27 protein-coding genes are annotated in these 19504 nt (G+C 37.9%); 26 read left to right on the plus strand and 1 reads right to left on the minus strand.

Features of this window, described 5'->3' with window-relative positions; genetic code table 11:
• Nucleotide 1: 1 nt before the first annotated feature.
• From CK1_RS03990 to CK1_RS04045, 13 genes are all read left to right on the plus strand, one after another.
• Complete coding sequence (locus tag CK1_RS03990) at nt 2-373, plus strand: hypothetical protein (RefSeq protein ID WP_502685121.1); 372 nt, start codon at nt 2-4, stop codon at nt 371-373.
• Nucleotides 374-504: 131 nt separating this feature from the next.
• A complete protein-coding gene (locus CK1_RS17955; protein ID WP_227588800.1) occupies nt 505-654 on the plus strand; it encodes a helix-turn-helix domain-containing protein in 150 nt (49 codons plus the stop codon).
• Between the two features lie 910 nt (nt 655-1564).
• A complete protein-coding gene (locus tag CK1_RS03995; protein ID WP_015525032.1) occupies nt 1565-2515 on the plus strand; it encodes a DUF1848 domain-containing protein in 951 nt (316 codons plus the stop codon).
• Between the two features lie 84 nt (nt 2516-2599).
• Nucleotides 2600-2962, plus strand: coding sequence for a hypothetical protein (locus CK1_RS04000; protein ID WP_306288730.1), 363 nt, complete (start codon nt 2600-2602; stop codon nt 2960-2962).
• Nucleotides 2963-3335: 373 nt separating this feature from the next.
• On the plus strand, nt 3336-3515 hold the full coding sequence (locus CK1_RS04005; RefSeq protein ID WP_226844680.1) for a hypothetical protein: 180 nt from the start codon (nt 3336-3338) through the stop codon (nt 3513-3515).
• Nucleotides 3488-4051, plus strand: coding sequence for a hypothetical protein (locus tag CK1_RS04010; RefSeq protein ID WP_015525033.1), 564 nt, complete (start codon nt 3488-3490; stop codon nt 4049-4051). The genes CK1_RS04005 and CK1_RS04010 overlap by 28 nt, the downstream gene beginning before the upstream one ends.
• A gap of 118 nt (nt 4052-4169) precedes the next feature.
• A complete protein-coding gene (locus CK1_RS04015) occupies nt 4170-5117 on the plus strand; it encodes a ParM/StbA family protein (RefSeq protein WP_005424183.1) in 948 nt (315 codons plus the stop codon).
• Nucleotides 5118-5119: 2 nt separating this feature from the next.
• Entirely contained in the window at nt 5120-5362 is a 243-nt protein-coding gene (locus CK1_RS04020; RefSeq protein WP_015525034.1) for a hypothetical protein, read from the plus strand.
• 492 nt (nt 5363-5854) lie between these two features.
• Nucleotides 5855-6037 (plus strand): hypothetical protein, encoded by a 183-nt coding sequence (locus tag CK1_RS04025; protein WP_306288731.1) that lies wholly within the window; start codon nt 5855-5857, stop codon nt 6035-6037.
• Nucleotides 6038-6435: 398 nt separating this feature from the next.
• Nucleotides 6436-6756: a sigma-70 RNA polymerase sigma factor region 4 domain-containing protein gene (locus tag CK1_RS04030; protein WP_015525036.1), complete on the plus strand. Its 321-nt coding sequence runs from the start codon at nt 6436-6438 to the stop codon at nt 6754-6756.
• Nucleotides 6749-6964: a helix-turn-helix domain-containing protein gene (locus CK1_RS04035; RefSeq protein WP_022388724.1), complete on the plus strand. Its 216-nt coding sequence runs from the start codon at nt 6749-6751 to the stop codon at nt 6962-6964. The genes CK1_RS04030 and CK1_RS04035 overlap by 8 nt, the downstream gene beginning before the upstream one ends.
• Before the next feature lie 255 nt (nt 6965-7219).
• The gene (locus tag CK1_RS04040) at nt 7220-7441 is read left to right on the plus strand and encodes a hypothetical protein (RefSeq protein ID WP_005424177.1); all 222 of its coding nucleotides are present in this window, start codon (nt 7220-7222) and stop codon (nt 7439-7441) included.
• On the plus strand, nt 7438-7605 hold the full coding sequence (locus CK1_RS04045; protein WP_015525037.1) for a hypothetical protein: 168 nt from the start codon (nt 7438-7440) through the stop codon (nt 7603-7605). Before CK1_RS04040 ends, CK1_RS04045 begins: the two co-directional genes overlap by 4 nt.
• A gap of 147 nt (nt 7606-7752) precedes the next feature.
• Here the strand turns inward: CK1_RS04045 and CK1_RS04050 are convergent, their stop codons facing one another.
• A complete protein-coding gene (locus tag CK1_RS04050) occupies nt 7753-7998 on the minus strand; it encodes a helix-turn-helix domain-containing protein (protein ID WP_015525038.1) in 246 nt (81 codons plus the stop codon).
• Between the two features lie 151 nt (nt 7999-8149).
• Here CK1_RS04050 and CK1_RS04055 point away from each other — a divergent pair, with 151 nt between their 5' ends.
• The 13 genes from CK1_RS04055 (at nt 8150) to CK1_RS04115 (ending at nt 19485) form a co-directional block, all read left to right on the plus strand.
• A complete protein-coding gene (locus CK1_RS04055; protein ID WP_015525039.1) occupies nt 8150-8656 on the plus strand; it encodes a hypothetical protein in 507 nt (168 codons plus the stop codon).
• A 331-nt stretch (nt 8657-8987) separates the two neighbouring features.
• Nucleotides 8988-9317: a hypothetical protein gene (locus CK1_RS04060; RefSeq protein WP_015525041.1), complete on the plus strand. Its 330-nt coding sequence runs from the start codon at nt 8988-8990 to the stop codon at nt 9315-9317.
• Nucleotides 9318-9387: 70 nt separating this feature from the next.
• Entirely contained in the window at nt 9388-11514 is a 2127-nt protein-coding gene (locus CK1_RS04065; RefSeq protein ID WP_015525042.1) for a hypothetical protein, read from the plus strand.
• Nucleotides 11515-11524: 10 nt separating this feature from the next.
• Complete coding sequence (locus CK1_RS04070) at nt 11525-12211, plus strand: hypothetical protein (protein ID WP_015525043.1); 687 nt, start codon at nt 11525-11527, stop codon at nt 12209-12211.
• Nucleotides 12212-12216: 5 nt separating this feature from the next.
• Nucleotides 12217-12726 carry a lytic transglycosylase domain-containing protein gene (locus CK1_RS04075; RefSeq protein WP_306288732.1) on the plus strand — a complete coding sequence of 170 codons (510 nt, stop codon included), beginning with the start codon at nt 12217-12219 and terminating at the stop codon, nt 12724-12726.
• Nucleotides 12727-12957: 231 nt separating this feature from the next.
• Nucleotides 12958-14412, plus strand: a complete 1455-nt coding sequence (locus tag CK1_RS04080) for a C39 family peptidase (RefSeq protein WP_015525044.1) — start codon at nt 12958-12960, stop codon at nt 14410-14412.
• A gap of 15 nt (nt 14413-14427) precedes the next feature.
• A complete protein-coding gene (locus tag CK1_RS04085) occupies nt 14428-15051 on the plus strand; it encodes a hypothetical protein (RefSeq protein WP_005424166.1) in 624 nt (207 codons plus the stop codon).
• A gap of 237 nt (nt 15052-15288) precedes the next feature.
• On the plus strand, nt 15289-15666 hold the full coding sequence (locus CK1_RS04090; RefSeq protein ID WP_502685090.1) for a hypothetical protein: 378 nt from the start codon (nt 15289-15291) through the stop codon (nt 15664-15666).
• A gap of 32 nt (nt 15667-15698) precedes the next feature.
• Complete coding sequence (locus tag CK1_RS04095) at nt 15699-16052, plus strand: hypothetical protein (RefSeq protein ID WP_306288733.1); 354 nt, start codon at nt 15699-15701, stop codon at nt 16050-16052.
• Nucleotides 16049-17635 (plus strand): VirB4 family type IV secretion system protein, encoded by a 1587-nt coding sequence (locus CK1_RS04100; protein WP_306288734.1) that lies wholly within the window; start codon nt 16049-16051, stop codon nt 17633-17635. Before CK1_RS04095 ends, CK1_RS04100 begins: the two co-directional genes overlap by 4 nt.
• A gap of 193 nt (nt 17636-17828) precedes the next feature.
• Nucleotides 17829-18374: a DUF5697 family protein gene (locus CK1_RS04105; protein ID WP_227222833.1), complete on the plus strand. Its 546-nt coding sequence runs from the start codon at nt 17829-17831 to the stop codon at nt 18372-18374.
• Entirely contained in the window at nt 18367-19083 is a 717-nt protein-coding gene (locus CK1_RS04110) for a DUF6100 family protein (protein ID WP_502685091.1), read from the plus strand. The genes CK1_RS04105 and CK1_RS04110 overlap by 8 nt, the downstream gene beginning before the upstream one ends.
• 138 nt (nt 19084-19221) lie before the next feature.
• A complete protein-coding gene (locus CK1_RS04115; protein ID WP_306288736.1) occupies nt 19222-19485 on the plus strand; it encodes a hypothetical protein in 264 nt (87 codons plus the stop codon).
• The last annotated feature ends 19 nt before the right edge of the window (nt 19486-19504 follow it).

The following is a 19504-nucleotide window of genomic DNA, read 5'->3' on the forward strand; positions in this document are numbered from 1 at the left end:
TCTGACGATTTCAAAAATGAGCTTAAACGATTTGGCAAGTACAATTTATGGAAATTTGAATAATAAAGAATATGAAGATTATTATTTAATAGGAACCGACGATAAAGGAAATCAGGGGCTTTATAGAATGACAAATTATGGAGACACAGAGACTGTGTTTGAAGAAAGCAGAAATAATACAAAATATAAAGGAATTTCTCCAGATGCTAAAACGGTGACATTAGAATTATATGTAAATAAAGAAGAAAAAAACAGAACAACATATAAAAAATATGAAACAGGAACAGAAGATACTTACGGAGAAGGCGTAGGACGTGTTTATGAAAGTGATGAAGATCCTCTGGATTTATATAGCCTAGTGGAAGGAAAATAGAAATTAAAATCAGATGACAAAAGAATAATTTAATCGAAGAGAGGAACAGCCAATATCATCTGCCTTCAGATATTGGCTGTAATATATATGATACATAAAAAATACAAGCAGCAGATAACGATAAGATTCTTATATCAGTCAAGGAAGCCTGTGAACGCACAGGTCTTTCAGAGAAAACCATGAGAATTCTTATGAAGAATAATACCTTCATGGTACGAATTGGGCGAAGAACCCTGATTGATAAGAAAAAATTTCAGAAATGGATAGATCGGCAGTCTTGAAAGGTTTTTGGGGTTGTGTTAAAATTAAGTCCAGTGCCATGCATGATCATCTATTGTTATTAGAAAAAGGATGGTAATGTTATGGAAAAAATCTAAGAGGAAAAGAAATAGGTAAGGGAATCCGACAAAGAAAAGATGGGCGGTAAGAAGCCAGAATCACAATTAAGGGATCTGGCAACCGCCTTTTTCTATCTATGGAACAAATCTTCAGCAGGTGAAAAAGCAAAGAAACATGTATTTGGCGGAAGTTCTCCCAGGTATTCCAGGCTTTGATTCGAGTATGTCCGTTTCAAAATGGTATGAGAAATGGATGGAACTTTATAAGGTTCGGAATCTTAAAGCAACCACGATAAGAAATTATGAAGAAAAGTATGGAAAAGAAAGCTAATTTTACTGATAAAATGACAATTTAGGAAGAGGTTTAAATATTTGGAAAAAGCAAGAAACACTGAAGAAGAGAAAAAATAGGGTCAAAAGTGGGTCAAAAAAATATAAGGCATCTGAAACCCGCATAAACACTGGGTTTCCGGCTGATACCAGTACATTATCACCGATGATGCATTAGTGAAATTTCGGTATTGTTGAAAAACCGCATAAATACAGGCTTTATAAGAATTTTGAACTTATGAGCATTTAACGATAAGTGGTACTCAGTGGTAAGAAATATGCCTGAGTAGAAACAAGACTGTGGTCAAAATTATCGTCGGAAAACAACCTAAACATTTTTTTTTAAATTTGCATGGTACTGGGAAACGAATTTGCAATTATCTATTTTTTAAGTAACAGGAAGTTAAATTTAATACAACCATTAAAAAAATCTTTTATGCTTCAGACGGAAATAATGTCTGCTTCATAAAAGATTTTTGTAATAATATTGTAATATTTATCTTCCGCGAGAGGAGAGCGCAGGATGATTATACATGCAAGCATGAGAACCGATATACCTGCATTTTATTCCGAATGGTTTATAAATAGAATCCGTGAAGGGTATGTTCGAGTGAGAAATCCCTATGATCCTTTACAGGTCACAGAATATAGCCTTAATCCTGAAGTCGTTGATTTGATTGTATTCTGTTCAAAAAATCCAGTCCCTATGTTGAAGTATATGGATTTGCTGAAATCTTACAGGACATACTGGTATATCACAATCACTCCATATGAAGCAGACATCGAACCAGGATTATTTAAAACAATTGTAAGTAAAAGAAAAATCATTGAAGCATTTCTGCAGATATCAGAAATTGTAGGAGAAGAGCATATTGGCTGGAGATACGATCCGATTTTTATCGATGACAAATATACTGTCAAGTATCATTTGGAACAGTTTGAGGGCATATCTGCGGCTTTACAAGGGTATACAAAAAATTGCGTGATAAGTTTTCTTGATTTATACCAGAAAGTAAAAAGGAATTTTCCAGAAGTGAAAATGGTATCCAAAGAGCAGAGAAAATATCTTGGGGAACGTATGACACGTATTGCCACAGAGCACAAAATGATTTTGCGGCCTTGTGGGGAGGGAACGGAACTTGCTGCATTTGGAGCAGACTGTAATGGCTGTATGACACAGCAGATTTATGAAAATGCCATTCATATGTCACTTGACATGCCGAAAAAACAATCCCTTAGAAAAGAGTGTGCATGTTATTTGGGAAATGATATTGGTGCTTATAATAGTTGTCCGCATATGTGCAAGTATTGTTATGCAAATTATGATGAAAAAAGTGTGCGCCTTAATCGTATAAATCATAATCCGAAATCAGCATTTTTGATAGGTGATGATATGCCAAATGACAAGGTTCATAAAGCAGTGCAGAAAAGCTGGATAAATGGACAGATTAGTTTGAATGGGTTCTTTATATGAAAATAAATTAGAGCTGGCTTATTGAAAGAGAATGTGATAAGATTAAGAAAGAACATACATTCGAAAACGGGGCGGTGTAGTAAATTGAGAAAAAGTGAAAAACTAAAGAAAATTCAATTATTGCTGAATCAGAAAAATCTGTATGAGGACCAGTATGAGAGATTATTAGCTGCAACAGGAGATTGGAAAAGCAATTATACGGACTATCTGATCACAGAACCGATTGATTTGGTGGAAGAATTGAAACGTGTTCCGGAAGCTGATTATGAGCTCTGTACGGCATTGCTTACAATGCTTGTAGAGGAAGAAATTCCTGAAAATGCTTCTGATAAAACGTTTGTGGATCATAAAGGTTTTCTGATTTTAGAAAGAATGAATGAAATACTAAATTCAGGAGCGAGAGAAGATGAAAGCGGGAGATACGGCCTATCTTGTGGAATCAAATAGATTTGTTCATGAGGTAGAAATTCTCAGATGTAATGGAGAATTGTATATTGTGTGTTTTAAAGATAACGGTGTCGGATTTTACTTTAAAGCATATCACTTACTTCTTACGTCTTGGAAAACTGTCAAAGGTATTAGTCAGGCTCCAGAGCATAAAGTTTAGAAAAATCCATATGATTATTGGCATTGAGACTATTGGGAAAAGAATCAAATTGTTTAAAACTGCTGCTATCTATAGGTGAAAATCATAGATAACAGCAGTTTTTTGTGTGATTCCAAAAAAATCTTAAAAAAGTTGCAAAAAAATTTTATTTTTACAGAAAATGGTACTTTTTTTATTCTTTCTATACAGAGGGGAAAATAATTGATGAGGAGGATGCTTATTATCTGGAAAATAGTTTTAGTGATTTTGGTAGTATTGGCATGTGTTATTACGGGGTTATATTGCTGTCTGGTCAAGGCGAGTGAGGCAGATGCTGAACTGGAGAGGTTCTATAATGAAAAATATGGAAAGAAAGGTGGAAAGAAATGCCAAAAGGAAGATCAGGCATTATAACAGAGGAATTTAAGGGAAAAGAAAATACGGCATATCATGACGTGGAGAAATTATTTAAAATTTATCGTTCGGTAAATTGGAAAATGCAGATTAAGATTAATCAGGTCAAAAGACATTTTCAGTTAGAGTATGGAACCGATGTAGATAAATTTTTGGACAGTTTATATCAGGCGGGCATGGATGTAGATACGGATCTTGCAAGTGAAAAGGAACGGGTGGAGTCGATTAATCATTCCAATAAATTTTTAAAACTGATGGATGAGTCCGTTGATCTGATGAGAAAATATCATCCGCAGGGCGAGAGATATTATTGGGTACTTTATTACAGTTATATGTCGGCTTACAAAGCAGAAAATGTAGAGGAAATCCTTGATAAACTGGAACCACATTGTCCTCAGCTTACACGGGTTCACAGAACTACTTATTTCCGGTGGAGAGATCAGGCATTCGAGGCAGTTGGAAGTATACTTTGGGGCTGTGAAGGTGAATGTGAAAAAATGATGAAGCAGTTTAGCGAAGAATTTCAGGAAGTATGAAGTACAAAAAAATTTTCTGCGATTCTGTTGACACAGAAATTCCGAAAAAATTATATTGAAGCTGAAAAGACGTACAAAAAGACGCATAAAAATTCGGAATTTTGAAAGGAGAACAGATATGGTTATATCAGTTGACACCGGTAATAAGATGATTAAAACAGAACATTATGAATTTAATTCAGGAATAGATGTATTGGATACGATTCCTGGAGAAAACGATGAAGTGATTGAATTTGGTGGAAAATATTACAGGACAACAAACCGAAGGATATCTTACATGGAAGACAAGACAGAAGATGATCGCTATTACATTCTTACATTGATTGCCATTGCAAAAGAATTGGATACGATGAAAAAAGAGGCGGTTTTAGCACCTAATGAGCTGATCGAGATAGAACTTCTGGTAGGATTACCACCGGCACATTACGGAAAGTACCGAAAAAAGTTTCAGCAGTATTTCCAAAGAGATGGCAAAGTGGTTGGCTTTAAGTATGGCGGTACCTCTTATCAGATTTTGATTCATGAGGTGAAAGTGTATGTGCAGGCCTATGCTGCATATTGTGTGCTGGCAGCAAGACGGCATTTGACCGAACTTCCGAAAGTTCTTGTTATTGATATTGGTGGGTTTACGGTGGATTATATGATCCTCCGATACGGAAGATTGGAGAAGGAACACGTTGATTCTCTGGAAAGTGGCGTGATATGTCTGTATGGCAGAATTCGGGCTGCTATACGCCAAAAATACAGCATTGCACTTGATGAAGAAGATATTGATAACATCATTCTTGGAAAAAACACAGGATATATGCAGGAACTTAAAGAACGAGTCCGGGAGGTAACGATTGGATATGTAACGGAATTGCTCGGAACGTTCCGTGAGCTTGGCATTGACTTTCGAACAACACAGACTGTATTCATGGGTGGAGGAGCCATTCTGGTGTCTGAAATTATCAAGGTAGTCTGGGAACGCTTCAAAGGGGAGTATTTTATTATTAATGATCCTAAGGCAAATGCTAAAGGATACAAATTGCAGTTTCAGATAGAAGCTAAAGAACGGGAGGATTAAAAATGGGAAAGAAAGACGAATATCGTTTTAATCTTCGGTTTGATGAAACAGATGAAATGCACAGGCTGGTTGTAAAGTATTTAAATTCCTGTGGACATAATAAAGCAAAATACATTGTACGGGCATTTTTGGCATATTGGAAAATGTCCGGCAAAAGTTTGCTTTCGTATGTGTTTCCGGAAATAGATACTGAACAGCTGTTACCAGAAGCAAAGCAAGAAAATGATAAAAAACAGCAGTTGTAGCAAAAGCAAGTGATGCTGGAAATGATAACGGGACATATATACAGAAAGATCATTCAGAGCAGCAGCTGTTGGAAAAGAGTTTGCAGGAAGATCATTTTGTAAATCTGGAAGGTGATTGTGAAGCAGACGAGGCAGAAGTTCTTCTGATAAAAAATAATTACAAGATGTTTGAAGATCTGGAATAGGAGGTATGTGGGTGCGTAGTAAACAAGTGCAAATTTTAAGCGGTATATGTGGAGTGCAGCTGATTGGTTATGCATGTCGGGCTGCAGGATTTAAAACAGATATTTGGATAGGGTTTGCAGGAAGTGTTTTCCTTATGTTGGATATTGTATATCTGGCAATTCAGGAAAAGGGCAGAAAAAAATGCCCTGAGTGTGATTCTGAGATATCAAAAAAGTCAGGATATGTCCGGAATGCGGTTATCTTTTTCAGCAGGGACTGTCAGAAGAACAGTTGACGGGATACATTGAACAGGAGCAGGAAAAAGAAATGAGTTCGGAACAAATTGATCGCGCATTTGAAAAAGCAGATAATATTGCCGCAGATGAGATAGATTCTTTTGATGGTGATATAAATGATTTTTACAGGAATAAAAACAGAGAAAATAAGAGAATAGCTTGTAAATATATTCAGATGCATAAAAATACATATGTGATTGTGAAAATACAGTGAAAAGTAAGAAATAGATTGCGAAAAGTAGTATAATTCATAAAGCTGACTTTAAATGATGGATTAGAACCGACTTCCCGGGGTGAAATAATTTACCATACTAATTAAACCGGGCTCAAAGATTGGAAGGGCATCGGTATTAAAATTAGAAAGGGTATAAATTACTTGATTTGCGTGGGCTGCTGGAGTAATTTTCCAGCAGTCCTGTTTTATGTCTGTATTGCAAGACCACCTCCTTCAGAGATTACTGTATACACTAGATCATTTTGGAGGAATGCGTATATGACAAAAACAGAGAAAGAACTGAAAAAGGAATTTAGTGCTTATGTGAAGACTGCAATTAAGAATAAACAAAAGCAGTACTTAATAAAAAAGGCAAGATTCGGGATAACGAAATAGCCATGGATGATGAAGGAATAGATGAAATCTTACAAAAGCAGACAGAAGACCTGTTTGATAAGATGGATTTAAATGTAGATATGGTTCTGAGTGATGAAATCAATGTAAATTCTTTTCTGGATCAAATCAATGATCCTGTTCTTTATGTTTCTTTGTGTTCGTTGAAGGAACTGCAGCAGAAAGTATTAATGCTCCGTATAGTATATGTAAAATCATTCGATGATATTGGAGGTATTTTGAATATGACAGCAAAACAGGCTGAAAACAGCTATTACAATGCAATCAGAAAAATACGAAAACAGATGGGAGATAACTTTGGATGATTTTGTAGGGGTTTTATGTAGAGCGAGAATGAGCGAAAGGGAAGCTATACAGCTGATTGTAGAAATGTATCGTCCCCTGATGCTTAAATATGCTAATTTGAATACTGGTTTTGATGATGATTTGTACCAGGAATTTGTATGTTGTGTGATTAGTTGTATTTTTAAATTTCCGTTTGAAAAATGGAATGCAGAAAATGATCTGGATTAAGTAATGAGTATTGACACAGTGATAGGATGTGGTTATGATATAAATGTATAACATTTATTTCTGCTGGTTGCGGAAATATATAACTTTTGTTCCGGCTTTTTGCTGGAAGGATAATTTAAACTGAAGTATATTCGGTTATCGAAAAAGCAGAAAGACATTGATTATTTTTATGAATAGTCAGTGTCTTTTTTTGCGTTTTGGAGGAAAGGAGGAATATTTCTGACAAGGTAAATTTCAAAGAAAGGAGGAGCACGAATGAAGACGAAGCCGATGATCATGGCACATGGGAACCTAATTCTTCCATTAACGGTAGGACAAAAAGCAAGATATTGTCAGAATGGTATCTGGAAAACCACAGGAAGAGTACGGCAAATTATTGAACAGACAGAAGACTATGTAAAATTTGAAACAGATTCAGTACGGTATTGTATTGATCACTATGGAAGAGAAGCCAATGTTCTAGCATTGGTGGCATGACAAAGGAGCATATAATCCTGGATCAAAAGAGTATTGGCGTTAGTCAGTACTTTTTTGGTCTCTCTGAAAGAAAAAATGGTATCAGATATGAGGATGAACTGGAGGAATGTGGAATTCCAAGCAAAACATGGAAACAAGCAGGCCAGATGGAATTGCAGGATTAGCGGAAAATAAAGTAGAAGAGAAGAAATGTTCCTGATTGCGGATTAAATAAGTGCACTACAGAATTAGGTATGCAAATACGAATAAAAGAAGTATAATATAATCAATAGTTTTTGGAACTGTGATCCAGAAACTATTGATTTTTGTGTTTAATGGGAATCAAGATCATCAAAAAATTCATCATAAGAACAGTTATAGATCTTTTTTAATTCCATAAGGACGCTGATTCGGATATTTAATTCACCGTTTTCATATTTGGCATAAGTAGAGCGACCAATGTCGCAATTTCTGCACTGTAATTCTGCACAGAGCTTTTCTTGGGATAATCCAAATTTTTCGCGAAGACGGCGAAGATTTTTACCAATATATACGTCACATTTTAATTTTTGCTCCATAAAAGTCATCCTCCATTGACCAGTATAGGTGTCAAATGCTGATGTTATTGTATGAAAAAACGCGATATAATATTGTCCGCTATACTGGTCAAGAATGAGAAAAAATGATATAGTAATTGAGTTGGTATTAGGGTGTGAAAGAGGAGGAAGAATGAAACGTAAAGCGTTGTATCTTGATGATTCGGAAAAAGAGTTAGATGCACTACTTGAGAATGAAGATTTTTGGAAACCAGGTAAATCAGAGTGGGACAGTGAGATCCTGGATATTACGAATAAACAACGGGAACTGGAAGAATCGCAATATGTAAAAGTAAGGTGTAATAAAGCTTATTGTTACCTGCTTTCGGAATTGTATCCTATGGCTGAAAAAGTTGCATATGCACAAGGTTGGGACGTGATCTTGAATATTGATGAAGAGGAACATACTGCAACATTGGGATGTTGTGGAAGGTTTCTTATAAAAACTGTGGGGGACGATGGAATACTTGAAAAATTTCTTTCACAGGCAATGAAATTTTCTGAACAATGTATTTTTTCTGCTCATAATGATCTCATAAAAATCAATTTTATTTTAATCTGTATAAAAAGAAAAACAGCAGATCATTCAGAAGAAATTGAAGCATTAAAGAAACAACTTGAAGATAAAAAGAAAGGGTGAGAGAATATTTGTTGGAAGAAATGGTTGATAAATGCAGAAAATAATGGATAAGACAGGATTGCATCTTTATTGCAACAGTAATGATATTGACATCTGATTTGGGAATTTATACAATGTTAGCGTAAAATTCTGTGCATGCGTACCATGCATGGAGAGCCATAGAATTTTATATTAAAGACAGCTGTTTCTATAACGGCTGTCTTTTTTGCCCGAAAACTTAATTCTTGAAGTGTGACTTCGGAGCCTATCAGGAAAGGGGGATTTTTATGGCAGGAAGAATTAAAAAAGAAAAACAGAAGATTTATCTGTCACAGGGAAATCTGAAAAAAAGATGATTCCCCGTATTTTCTTTATGGCGTATCTGGGAATTAATGTAATTGCACTGACAGGTATCCCGGTTTATGCGTCAGATATCTTTGCAACGGCAAAAAATGCAATGCAGACAGTATATACAGATGTGGCCGGCATTGCTACCGTAGCAGCAGTGGTATGTGCCGCGGTGTGTTTGTTTTTAATGAATTTTTCCAAATCGGGCAGAACTGTGGATGAGTCAAGATCATGGCTGAAACGTATTGTTGTATGCTGGGCTGCACTTATGACATTGGGTACTATTGTAACATATTTGGAAAAGATTATTCCGAAAAGTATGTTTACGGGCTGATGCATGATTTCTTACCGGCGCTCTCCCGGTTTTTGAAAGGAGGGTATCTCTTTATGGATATGAATAAAACATGAGCTGGCTTTTGGAACTGTTGGTAGATGCCATTCGCGAAATGTGCAGTCAGTTTATCGTGGATATGATGGAGCTGATCACAAATATGTTTACAGAACTTCTATCCTGTAATCTTTCATTATTTGAAGAATTGTTTTCAGTAGTGGGAAGCTTATACAAAAATGTGATTGTCCCCACGGGAATTGCAATCCTCTTGATGATTCTTGTATGGCAGCTTTTTAAGTCCATGTTTGGTGGAAAAGCAGGGGTAAATGCAGAAGAACCAATAGAACTTATCTGTCGTTCGGCTATTTCTTTATTTCTTCTTGCAGGATCGAAACCACTGGTTGATTATATTTTGAGAATTGCCGGAACACCATATCAATGGGTTATAGGAACAAAGGTCAAGGTTGCCAGCTTTTCAGGCTATGTATCAACTCTGGAAGGCGTTACAGATACACTTGGAATCAGTAGCCTTAGCATTTCTGTTTTAATGCTAATCATGCAGTTTGTTGTAGCATGGAACTATTTTAAGATGTTAATGGTCATTGCTGAACGTTATGTATTGCTCGGTGTATTTTCCTACACAGCACCTCTTGCATTTGCAACCGGTGGTTCTAAAGCAACAAATAATATCCTGGCTTCATGGAGCAAGATGTTTGGAGGGCAAGTAGTGCTTGTTATATTAAATGCCTGGTGCATGAAGATGTTTTTATCTGGTTACGGAAATATGATGGCAAGCAGTTATGGGTTTACGAAATTCTTCGCAGCTACACTTTGTCTGGTAGGCTTTTGTAAGATCACATTTAAACTTGATTCTTATATGGCATCGCTTGGAGTGAACCTTGGCCGTCCGGCTCCTGGAATGGGAGCAGCAGGAGCAATGCTTGCAGCGAGCAGAATTATCTCTCAGGTAGCAAGGACAGCTTCTGGCTCTGGTGGAACAGGAGATATAGGTGGAACCAGAACAGATATGGGATCGTCGGATGGAATGACAACCAATTTTACTGGGCCAATCCCAATGACTCCTAATGGTGGAAATGCAATGGATATAAATGATATGACTTCAGATGGAGATTTTGATAAAGAAAGTCCATCTGGTCCAGGAAATCAACAGAATGAAGCGTCGCCAGCAGATAAGACTGTTTTTGAGGAACTTGGTATGACAACGGGAAGCAGCGATACGGCAGAGATGGATTTCGGATCTGGAGATCATATAAATGGCAACATAGATTCTATGTCTGCTACATCAGAAACTATGTCTGGAATAAATGCTATGGGAACGAAAGATGATGCAGAAGCATTTGCGGGAGCTGTTTCAGAGAGTAATTCTGAAGGAGAGACACTTTTGGACGTTTCCGGAGGTGAACAGGATCTTGCAATTCCGGCTGCAAGCAATGTATCCGCCAACGGATTCAGCGAAAGTGGAAGTGAGCACGGCATTCTTGGAGAGATGGGCGATTATCCGGTTGAAGAGGAAATGAGTGATTTTGATTCAGAAATGGATCTGGAAAGCGGAAGCATTGAAATGACTGGCCAGGAAAGTATGTCCTATGGAAAAACAGGAACAGCGTATAATTCTTCTGTATCTGGTGAGGTTTCGAATGCAGGAGAAGGGTTGGGATTAGAAATAATGTCTGCACTTCAGGGGAATGGGGTATCTTCTGTGAACCAGGAGAAAGGTATCCTGGATGAAGTTGGTACTTCGTCTGTGATTGGGTTTGATGCTGCACCACGAGCAGGGATGAATTATAATGAAAATTCTATGCCGACAGGAATGGAATCCATGTCTGAAAAAGGAATACAGTCAGATGGAATTATGGATACAGGAGAAGATCTGGCTGAAGAAACAGATGAGGCCGATTTTTATGCGAAATCGGCAATGGGTATTTTGGCAGATACAGCAGGAAATCCGCTAAAGGCTGAAAACACGAAATTGAGTGATCCTGGTATGCAAAATGAAGATGATATTCAGCCTGTAGCTGATGAAACAGGTATGGCAGCTGATGGATTTATGAATGTTTCGGGATCCATTCCAACAGGAGATATTTCCTTAAAAAGAAGCAGACCAGATACCCGTAGAATACGTGAAGTTCCAAAATCGAGAGCAGAATTAAAAGAAAAAGGTTCGGACAGACTCAGATAGGGGGATGAAAATGGCAGAAGAAGATAAAAATTCGTCTCCTCTGGATGAAGGCACAGAAATTATTGCACATACTGCTCAAACTGCATATGCAACAACAGCGGCAGTAGCAGCTGGAGGAACAGCAGCAGGAATGGCAGCAGGAACAGCCCTTGCAGGTCCTCTTGGAACTGTGATCGGGGCATTGGTATCCAATAAAACCGTTTGGAAAATACTCGTTTCTATTTTCCTGTTTTGCTTTCTCTGGATGTTTATTATTGCAAATATGATAGGAATTATTTTTAGTTATCTTGGATTTACAAATGCAGATTCGTATGCGAATGAAGCTCAATCTACGCAGCTTACGAATATACGTGACCGGGTTGAAGAAGTTCTGCAGCAGGAAGATTACAAAAAAGAAATCTTGAAAATAATAAACAAAAAGCACAAGGCTGTTTTAAAAGAAATTGACCAGGACAAAGCAGAAAAATATGCAGGCCATGAGCTGGTTGTGGTGGATGAATATGAAACGAAGCTGAAAAGGAATCTTGGATATTACCTTGCCGTACTGATGATGGAAAACGAAGATAACAGTACGGTTTTTTCTTTTTTAGGTTATGCAAATAGTTTGGGGATTGATATGTCCACAAACTTGTCCAGCCCATACGACTCATTTTTTATGAAGCGGCACAGACGTACAATGTGCCGGCAGCGTTGTTGATTGCAATGGGTAAAGTAGAATCAGACTTTAATCCAAATGTTGTTTCTGGTGCAGGGGCATCTGGTATTATGCAGCTTATGCCATCTACAGCAGCATCTCTAGGGGTATCTAATGTTTTTGATCCCAGAGAGAATATTATGGGCGGAGCAAAGTATGTTTCCCAGCTGATTGAGCAGTTTAAAGGCTATTCAAATGGATTGGAACTGGCAATCGCAGGGTACAACGCAGGGCCCGGAGCAGTCATGAAATATGGATATCAGATTCCTCCATATGCGGAAACGCAGGCATATGTAAAAAAAGTGTTAGGCTATGTTGAAATTCAGCAACATCAAACATCCACTTCTTCAAGTTCTGCAAAGAATGTTCAAAAATCGGATGCAGATACTGAAAAATTACAAACATCCTATGAACTTTTAAAAGAGTCGGTTGAAAAGCATCTGGATAGTTTTTTGACTGGTCAGTTACAGATGAGCGAAAAGGCGAAGCAACGGAGACCATTTATTGTATGGAAGTAAATGGGAAAAGAGGTGAGATAGATCGAACAACCTATGAGCAGATTCTGGCACAGGGTGGAAATGTATGGCAGGAAAACCGGACAGTAGTATCCCAGAAAGTAGAATATACATTAGCGTTGCTTTTGAATGCACAGATAACAGGCGGAAGCGGGTATCAGTATAAATTTGTCACAAACAAGACAACCTTTGATATTGTGATCAAATTGTTGGAATATTTACAAAAAGGCGCAGATGCTGTTAAAAAATGCACTTTCCACTATTTTTCATTGGACAGATTTTGTTACTGGTGGGAGCAGTGGAGATTCTTTTGTTGCAGGAAATATAGATGCTTCAGGGGATATCATTACATATGATACAGTCGGAAAAGGCGTAAAAAAAGTAGTTTATTTTAATCAGACAGAGGAACCGTGGAAAGGCATGTCTTATGGCTCCAGTACGATCGGGGCGTCCGGTTGTGGACCTACATCTATGGCAATTATAATTTCAACGTTAACTGGACAGACGGTAACACCTCAGATGACATGTGCTTATTCCATTGCAAATGGAGAATATGTGCCAGGCATGGGAACGTCTCATTCATTTCCGACGAATGCTGCCTATCACTGGGGACTTACTTGCGAAAGAGTCGGAAAGGACCGTATGAATTATGTCGTGCAGTCCCTTAAAGAAGGCAAGATGGTTGTAGAAATCTGTGAAGCCTATACGATTACAGGAAGTGGAAGCGGACATTTTATCGTATTGACTGGTGTGACCAGAGATGGTTATATCACGATAGCGGATTGTGCAAGCAGAGAGCGAACTGGAAAAGTGTACAGTGTGGAAACTATCAAATCCTACGGACGTGATCTTAGCGAAGGAGCGTTCTGGATTGTCGGAAAAAATGAGGGAAATACAGTGAAAAAGATTAGGAGCACAGAGCAAATACTGGTATTGGCAATATTGCTGTTCACATATTTCCTGGAAACCTTCCAAGTGGCATATGCACAAAAGGCAGAGGACTTGCCGCAGATTGTTTCCTGGCAGGATGGCAAAGGTTATCAGTCAGATGGGACATTTATTGCTGATGGCTGGGGGTATGATACAGTGAACCCGGCTGGGAAATATGTATTGTTTGATGAAAATGGCATGGTGCAGCTTCGAACTGAAACGATGGATCCTGTAAATGCGGAGGATGAGTATTCTGGGACAGAACTTGAGCCAGCAAATATTGCAGTGCGGGCAGAGATTTTTGAAGGATTCACTGGAAAGGTTCATGTGACAATAGAAGAAAATGGAGGAGTTCAAAGAGAAATTGATTTGGATTCCTCTGTTTTTTTTGAATGGAACCTGTCCGTGAATAGCGGAAATTATCGCTTGAAATCTGTGGAAGCAACACAGAATGACCAGAAATATGTTGCAGAATTTGATAACAACTATAAAAATCTTCCGGAACAGGGTCTTATTATAATGAAAATTAAAGTGAAAAATGAGCTTGTGGAAGCTGTTCAGACGGAGAAAAAGCAGAACAAGACAGATCAACAAAATAACATTCAAAATCCAGAAAAATCGGATTCAGGAATTAAAAATACGGAGGTGGTGACAACTGTGAAAAAAACAGGACAGAAAACAGGAATCATTATTGGCGGTTTGAGTTTTCTGGGTGCGGCAATGTGGTTATCATATCGGAAATTTCATCGTAAAAAATAATTCGGGAGGTACAGAATGATGCAGAGAGAACGATCCGATGTTTATATTATTCCACCCAATTTTGCAAAAGAGGGAACCCTGTTTTCAGGGAGAATTGAAGGCAGGAATGCTTTTGAGGCAGCTGTCCTTTTTATAGTACTTTTTAGGATACTGTTTTTTATAGATGTTTCAATAAAGCTAAGAATCTATATTGGTATAATTGTAATCCTGCCTTTAACAATACTGGCGGTAGTCGGTGTTAACGGGGAAAGTTTGCTTTCTTTCATTATTCAGTTTATACGCTTTGTAACAAGAAGGCGGGTAGTGACTGTACCCGATGGACAGTATAGATTAAAGAGAAACCGTCGTATTAGGAGACAGCAAAAGAAACAACAGAAACAGGAGAGAAAAAAGAAGAAAAGGCAGCAGGAAGGCGGTGTAAAAGATCGGAAGCGAAGTCGCAGAATTGAAGCAAAAGCTGAAAGAAGCTCAGCTTGCCGAGAAACGAGAACGGCGGGAGCAGAAGCAACAGCAGAGAGAAGACAAGGCGATGTCCAGGAAGCAGGAGAAAGAAAATCGCCAGATGCTGAAGGAACAGCAGAAAAAAGACGCACAGAAACAGAAAGAGCAGGCCAGGGAGAATTTCAGGCAGATCCGTGAGCAAGAGGCAGAAGAACGTAATCTGAGGAATCAGCTTGTTCAGAATGTAGAAAAAGAAGAACGGCCAGTGCGACCGCCAAAGAAAGAACTTTCTCGAAAAGGAGAGAAAAGTGAGAAAGTCCAGGAAGTACCGGATCTTCTGCCAATGAGCTGGACAGCCTCTTATATACCATTAAAACAAGTAAAAATGGTATTATCCAAACTTCCGACAATCGTTTTGTTAAAATTGTTGAAGTATTGCCAATCAATTTCTTATTACGGTCATCTTCAGAACAGAGAAGTATCATTCTCTCTTTTATGTCATACCTGAAAATCGCACCGCCCAATATCCAGCTTAAAGTGCTCTCCAGAAAGGCAGACATTCAGGAGTATATTGATAAGATTGATGAAGAGGCTGAAAAAGAAACAGATGAACGTTGTAAAATTCTGCAGGAAGATTATGCAGAACTGATTAAATCCCTGGGTATGAAGGAAGCGATTACACGTCGCTTCTTTTTGATTTTTGAATATCCTTCCCGTAGTGGGAGTAAGAATCCAGACGAAAGAGATGTACATCTTTATATGCGTTCTGCTGTGCAGACTGCAAAAAATATCTTGCCATGTGCGGGAATATAGTTTTGGAGCATGAGAATGAGACGCGCTTCTGCGTGGAAATCTTATTCCAGCTGTTAAATCGCCAAACATGCCTGACAGAATCTCTGGATGATCGGATAAAAGAAGTTCGGAAGTACTATACAGAAGAAAACGGTCCAGAAAGTATACGATATATTCCTGTAACAGAACTGGTCGCTCCGAGAACCATTGATTTCAGGAACTGGAACTATGTGGTTGTAGATGGATTATATTATACATATCTGTATGTTCAAAAATACCGTTCAAGAGTCCCGGCCGGATGGCTGTCACTGTTGATCAATGCAGGTGAAGGAATAGATGTAGATATTTTTTCTTCAAGCAGGATAAAAACCGCTGTGTGGAGCGAATTGGACGCAAAATACGCTTGAACCGTTCAAAAATCAAGGATACTTATGATTCAAACAGCGACTTTGACAGTCTGAGTGAATCCATTCAGGCTGGTTATTACCTGAAAAGGGGGCTGAGCGGCAGTGAAGAATTCTACTACATGAGCATTCTGGTTACGATAACTGGACATAGTGAACAGGAAGTAGAATGGCGTTCAAAGGAAATGACAAAGCTGTTAAGCTCTCAGGACATTGGCACAGGTAGCTGCATTTTCAGAGAAGAACAGGCTTTTTTATCTTCTCTGCCATTTTTACAGATAGACAAAAATATTTATGAGAAGTCCAAACGGAATGTACTTACATCCGGTGTAGCAGCATGTTATCCATTTGCTTCATATGAAATGTCTGATAAAGATGGCATCATGATCGGAGTAAATAAAGCAAACAGTTCGCTTGTCATCATAGATATTTTTAATTCGTTAAAATACAAAAATGCAAACATAGCCATATTTGGAACATCTGGCTCGGGAAAAACATTTTTGATGCAGCTTATGGCACTACGTATGAGACGAAAAAACATACAGGTATTTATTATTGCTCCGGATAAAGGACATGAATTTGCAAGAGCCTGTAATAACATTGGTGGAGAATTTATACAGATTTCTCCTTCATCGTCGAACTGCATCAATATAATGGAAATACGGCCTACAGATATGGAAACTCGCGATTTATTGGATGGGTATACATCTGAAAGGTCAGAACTTGCAAGCAAAATTCAAAGCTTACATATTTTTTTCAGCCTTCTGATTCCAGATATGTCACATGAAGAAAAACAGCTTTTAGATGGTGCAATGGTTACTTGCTATCAGGAAAAGGGAATCACACATGATAATCTGAGTCTGACTGATCCGGAACATCCAGGAAAATACAAAAAGATGCCGATTCTTGGTGATCTGCATGAAGTGCTTATGCGTAAAGAAGAATGCAGACGTATGGCGAATATATTAAATCGTCTGGTGAGTGGATCGGCATCCAGTTTTAATCAGCAGACTAATGTGGATCTGGAAAATAAATATGTTGTGCTGGATATTTCGGAACTTTCTGGTGATCTGCTCCTGGGAATGTTTGTGGCACTGGATTTTGTCTGGACAAAAACAAAGGAAGACCGGACAGTAGAAAAAGCGGTTTTTGTAGATGAAGCATGGAAACTTCTGATGTCTAATGATTTGGCAGGAGAATATCTGATTGAAATATTCAAAACAATCAGAGCTTATGGTGGATCGGCTATCTGTGCCACGCAGGATCTGGCAGACTGTTTTGCGGTAAGAGATGGAAAACTTGGACGCGGTATATTAAGCAACTCAAAAACAAAAATTGTTCTGAACATGGAAGTTTCAGAAGCAGAACGGATTCAGGAGGAGTTGGATCTTTCAGAAGCCGAAACCAATTCTATTATTCATTTTGAAAGAGGAAATGGTCTGATTTCCACAAATAATAATAATTTGATTGTTGAATTTAAAGCAAGTGCTCTGGAAAAAGATCTGATTACCACTGACCGCAAAGATCTTCAGGAATTGAAAGACAGAATCCGGAAATATGGTACAGATGCTTATGGCAGGAAATAGTGTGAATAAGAAACGGCATTAAAAACGTTACAAAGGACGTATAAGAGGAATGAAATTAATTATATGTCATAAAAAACGTTTTGTGATGACGTGTAACAGATGTCTTTTGAAAAAGACATGAAAAAACACATTATATGCCACATAAAAAACGTCATTTATGTGGCACATATTTATCATGGAAAGGATAGACCAGATGGAAAACAAACAAAAACCCGTGGAACGTGAAACCAGACAGTTAATTCAGACATATAATGTGCTCTTAAAATCTCAGATTTATGCATATTTCGCAAAAACCCAAAGAGATCATTTTGTAGGACGTGCATTTAAGACGCTGGAAAAAGAAAAACAGATTTATATTCATCAGGATCTGGAAATGGCAGCAATAAATGAAGAGGCATTTAAAGCCAGAAATGTAGGAACTTTGCAGGCATTTTGGGTTCTTCTGGATATTATGGATCAAAAAGAGGTAGACCAGCACTTCCTTGCATCAAAAGAGGAATATCCTGTTCGCATTGTGTTATGCGGTGAAGGAGAAATCTATGACATTTTGTATGTGTCAGAGAATGAGGTACAGGTTACCAACAATTTGTTTACCCGGAAGATGACAGATGATTGCGGGCATATCGTTATTGTGGAAAAGCCCGGGTACATACATGAAATCAGGATACCGGACGTGCTTGGATTTTGTACAGTGAAAGAAGGTGGAGAAATCGAATATTACAGAAATGCGGATGGATGAAAATGATTCATTTTTTAAATTAAAAGAACAGTTAGAAGATGCTCAAAAACTAATGGGAAGGATGGAACAGTATATAGTGGAAGCAAGAGGGGTATTGCAGTCCTGTATCCGGCGGCAGTCAGAATTCCAATATGCTTATTTGGGAGATATGATTCAGGAGACTGCGAAAACTTCAGAACGTTTGACAGATAAATTAAGACGCATGACGCTTGAAATTGTAGTAAATCCCAAAGAATATGAGAAATACAAAGAAGATCTGGTACTGATACACGGAATTGAACTGGAGTATAAGGATGAGATTCTTCGGGTATCCGCTCCCGTCCTGATCCCTCACCGGAAAGATTGTTATACGGATTATCTCTATAAACCATTACATACCGCTTTTCGAAATTGGTGTATGAAGAGAGCAGAGGAGAAGTTGGAAATTCCGACCTATACAAATTGTACGATTTGCTTTGTACATGTTTATGATGAAACACTCCCACTTGCAAGAGTGAGGGATCATGACAATTATGAAGAGAAACATGTGCAGGATATTATTACAAATTTTTTCCTGCAGTCAGATAGTGGATTATATACGAACACCTGCCATGTGACACGCATGGGCGAAGAAGACCGTACACTGTTATATGTGATGGACAGCAGCAAATTTCCAGCGTGGATTTCTGATTTTGGCAAAGAAACAGGTATCGAAAAAAATCATGAGTAAATTGCATGGGGATTCTACATGGGAAAAGAATATCTGATAAGGCATAAAATAAGCAAAAATCTGAACAAAATTGCCAGGTTATGTACCCAGGTATTCAACAGATAGGGTATTTTTGCTTTTTCAACGAGGGGAAAATAATTGAAAAGACAACAGGATAAATTATTGATTATTATAGCGATGTCGGGTGAAATGCCGACTTATTTAGGACAATACGTGACTGGCTCGATTTCATATACTGCTGCCCTGATTACAAGATTAAAAAAAGAAAGATATATTTCTTTGAGATGCAAGGATGGATATAGAGGATACGTTTTATTAGAAAAAGGCAGAAATTATCTTCTTTCAGAATATGAAAAAGAACTCTCTTTTTTATTTCCGGTTCCGGGCAGACGGGGCATGTGAAAAGTGAACCAGAAAAAAG

Source organism: Ruminococcus sp. SR1/5 (assembly GCF_000209835.1).
Classification (GTDB): domain Bacteria; phylum Bacillota; class Clostridia; order Lachnospirales; family Lachnospiraceae; genus Blautia_A; species Blautia_A fusiformis.

What these genes read in the sequence shown, in the direction of transcription:
- CK1_RS03995 (WP_015525032.1), top strand. Translation starts at nt 1,565, where the DNA reads ATGATTATACATGCAAGCATGAGAACCGATATACCTGCATTTTATTCC.
- CK1_RS04005 (WP_226844680.1), top strand. Translation starts at nt 3,336, where the DNA reads ATGCTTATTATCTGGAAAATAGTTTTAGTGATTTTGGTAGTATTGGCA.
- CK1_RS04010 (WP_015525033.1), top strand. Translation starts at nt 3,488, where the DNA reads ATGCCAAAAGGAAGATCAGGCATTATAACAGAGGAATTTAAGGGAAAA.
- CK1_RS04015 (WP_005424183.1), top strand. Translation starts at nt 4,170, where the DNA reads ATGGTTATATCAGTTGACACCGGTAATAAGATGATTAAAACAGAACAT.
- CK1_RS04020 (WP_015525034.1), top strand. Translation starts at nt 5,120, where the DNA reads ATGGGAAAGAAAGACGAATATCGTTTTAATCTTCGGTTTGATGAAACA.
- CK1_RS04025 (WP_306288731.1), top strand. Translation starts at nt 5,855, where the DNA reads ATGAGTTCGGAACAAATTGATCGCGCATTTGAAAAAGCAGATAATATT.
- CK1_RS04030 (WP_015525036.1), top strand. Translation starts at nt 6,436, where the DNA reads ATGGATGATGAAGGAATAGATGAAATCTTACAAAAGCAGACAGAAGAC.
- CK1_RS04040 (WP_005424177.1), top strand. Translation starts at nt 7,220, where the DNA reads ATGAAGACGAAGCCGATGATCATGGCACATGGGAACCTAATTCTTCCA.
- CK1_RS04045 (WP_015525037.1), top strand. Translation starts at nt 7,438, where the DNA reads ATGACAAAGGAGCATATAATCCTGGATCAAAAGAGTATTGGCGTTAGT.
- CK1_RS04050 (WP_015525038.1), bottom strand. Translation starts at nt 7,998, where the DNA reads ATGGAGCAAAAATTAAAATGTGACGTATATATTGGTAAAAATCTTCGC.
- CK1_RS04055 (WP_015525039.1), top strand. Translation starts at nt 8,150, where the DNA reads ATGAAACGTAAAGCGTTGTATCTTGATGATTCGGAAAAAGAGTTAGAT.
- CK1_RS04060 (WP_015525041.1), top strand. Translation starts at nt 8,988, where the DNA reads ATGATTCCCCGTATTTTCTTTATGGCGTATCTGGGAATTAATGTAATT.
- CK1_RS04065 (WP_015525042.1), top strand. Translation starts at nt 9,388, where the DNA reads ATGAGCTGGCTTTTGGAACTGTTGGTAGATGCCATTCGCGAAATGTGC.
- CK1_RS04070 (WP_015525043.1), top strand. Translation starts at nt 11,525, where the DNA reads ATGGCAGAAGAAGATAAAAATTCGTCTCCTCTGGATGAAGGCACAGAA.
- CK1_RS04075 (WP_306288732.1), top strand. Translation starts at nt 12,217, where the DNA reads ATGGGTAAAGTAGAATCAGACTTTAATCCAAATGTTGTTTCTGGTGCA.
- CK1_RS04080 (WP_015525044.1), top strand. Translation starts at nt 12,958, where the DNA reads ATGCTGTTAAAAAATGCACTTTCCACTATTTTTCATTGGACAGATTTT.
- CK1_RS04085 (WP_005424166.1), top strand. Translation starts at nt 14,428, where the DNA reads ATGATGCAGAGAGAACGATCCGATGTTTATATTATTCCACCCAATTTT.
- CK1_RS04105 (WP_227222833.1), top strand. Translation starts at nt 17,829, where the DNA reads ATGGAAAACAAACAAAAACCCGTGGAACGTGAAACCAGACAGTTAATT.
- CK1_RS04110 (WP_502685091.1), top strand. Translation starts at nt 18,367, where the DNA reads ATGGATGAAAATGATTCATTTTTTAAATTAAAAGAACAGTTAGAAGAT.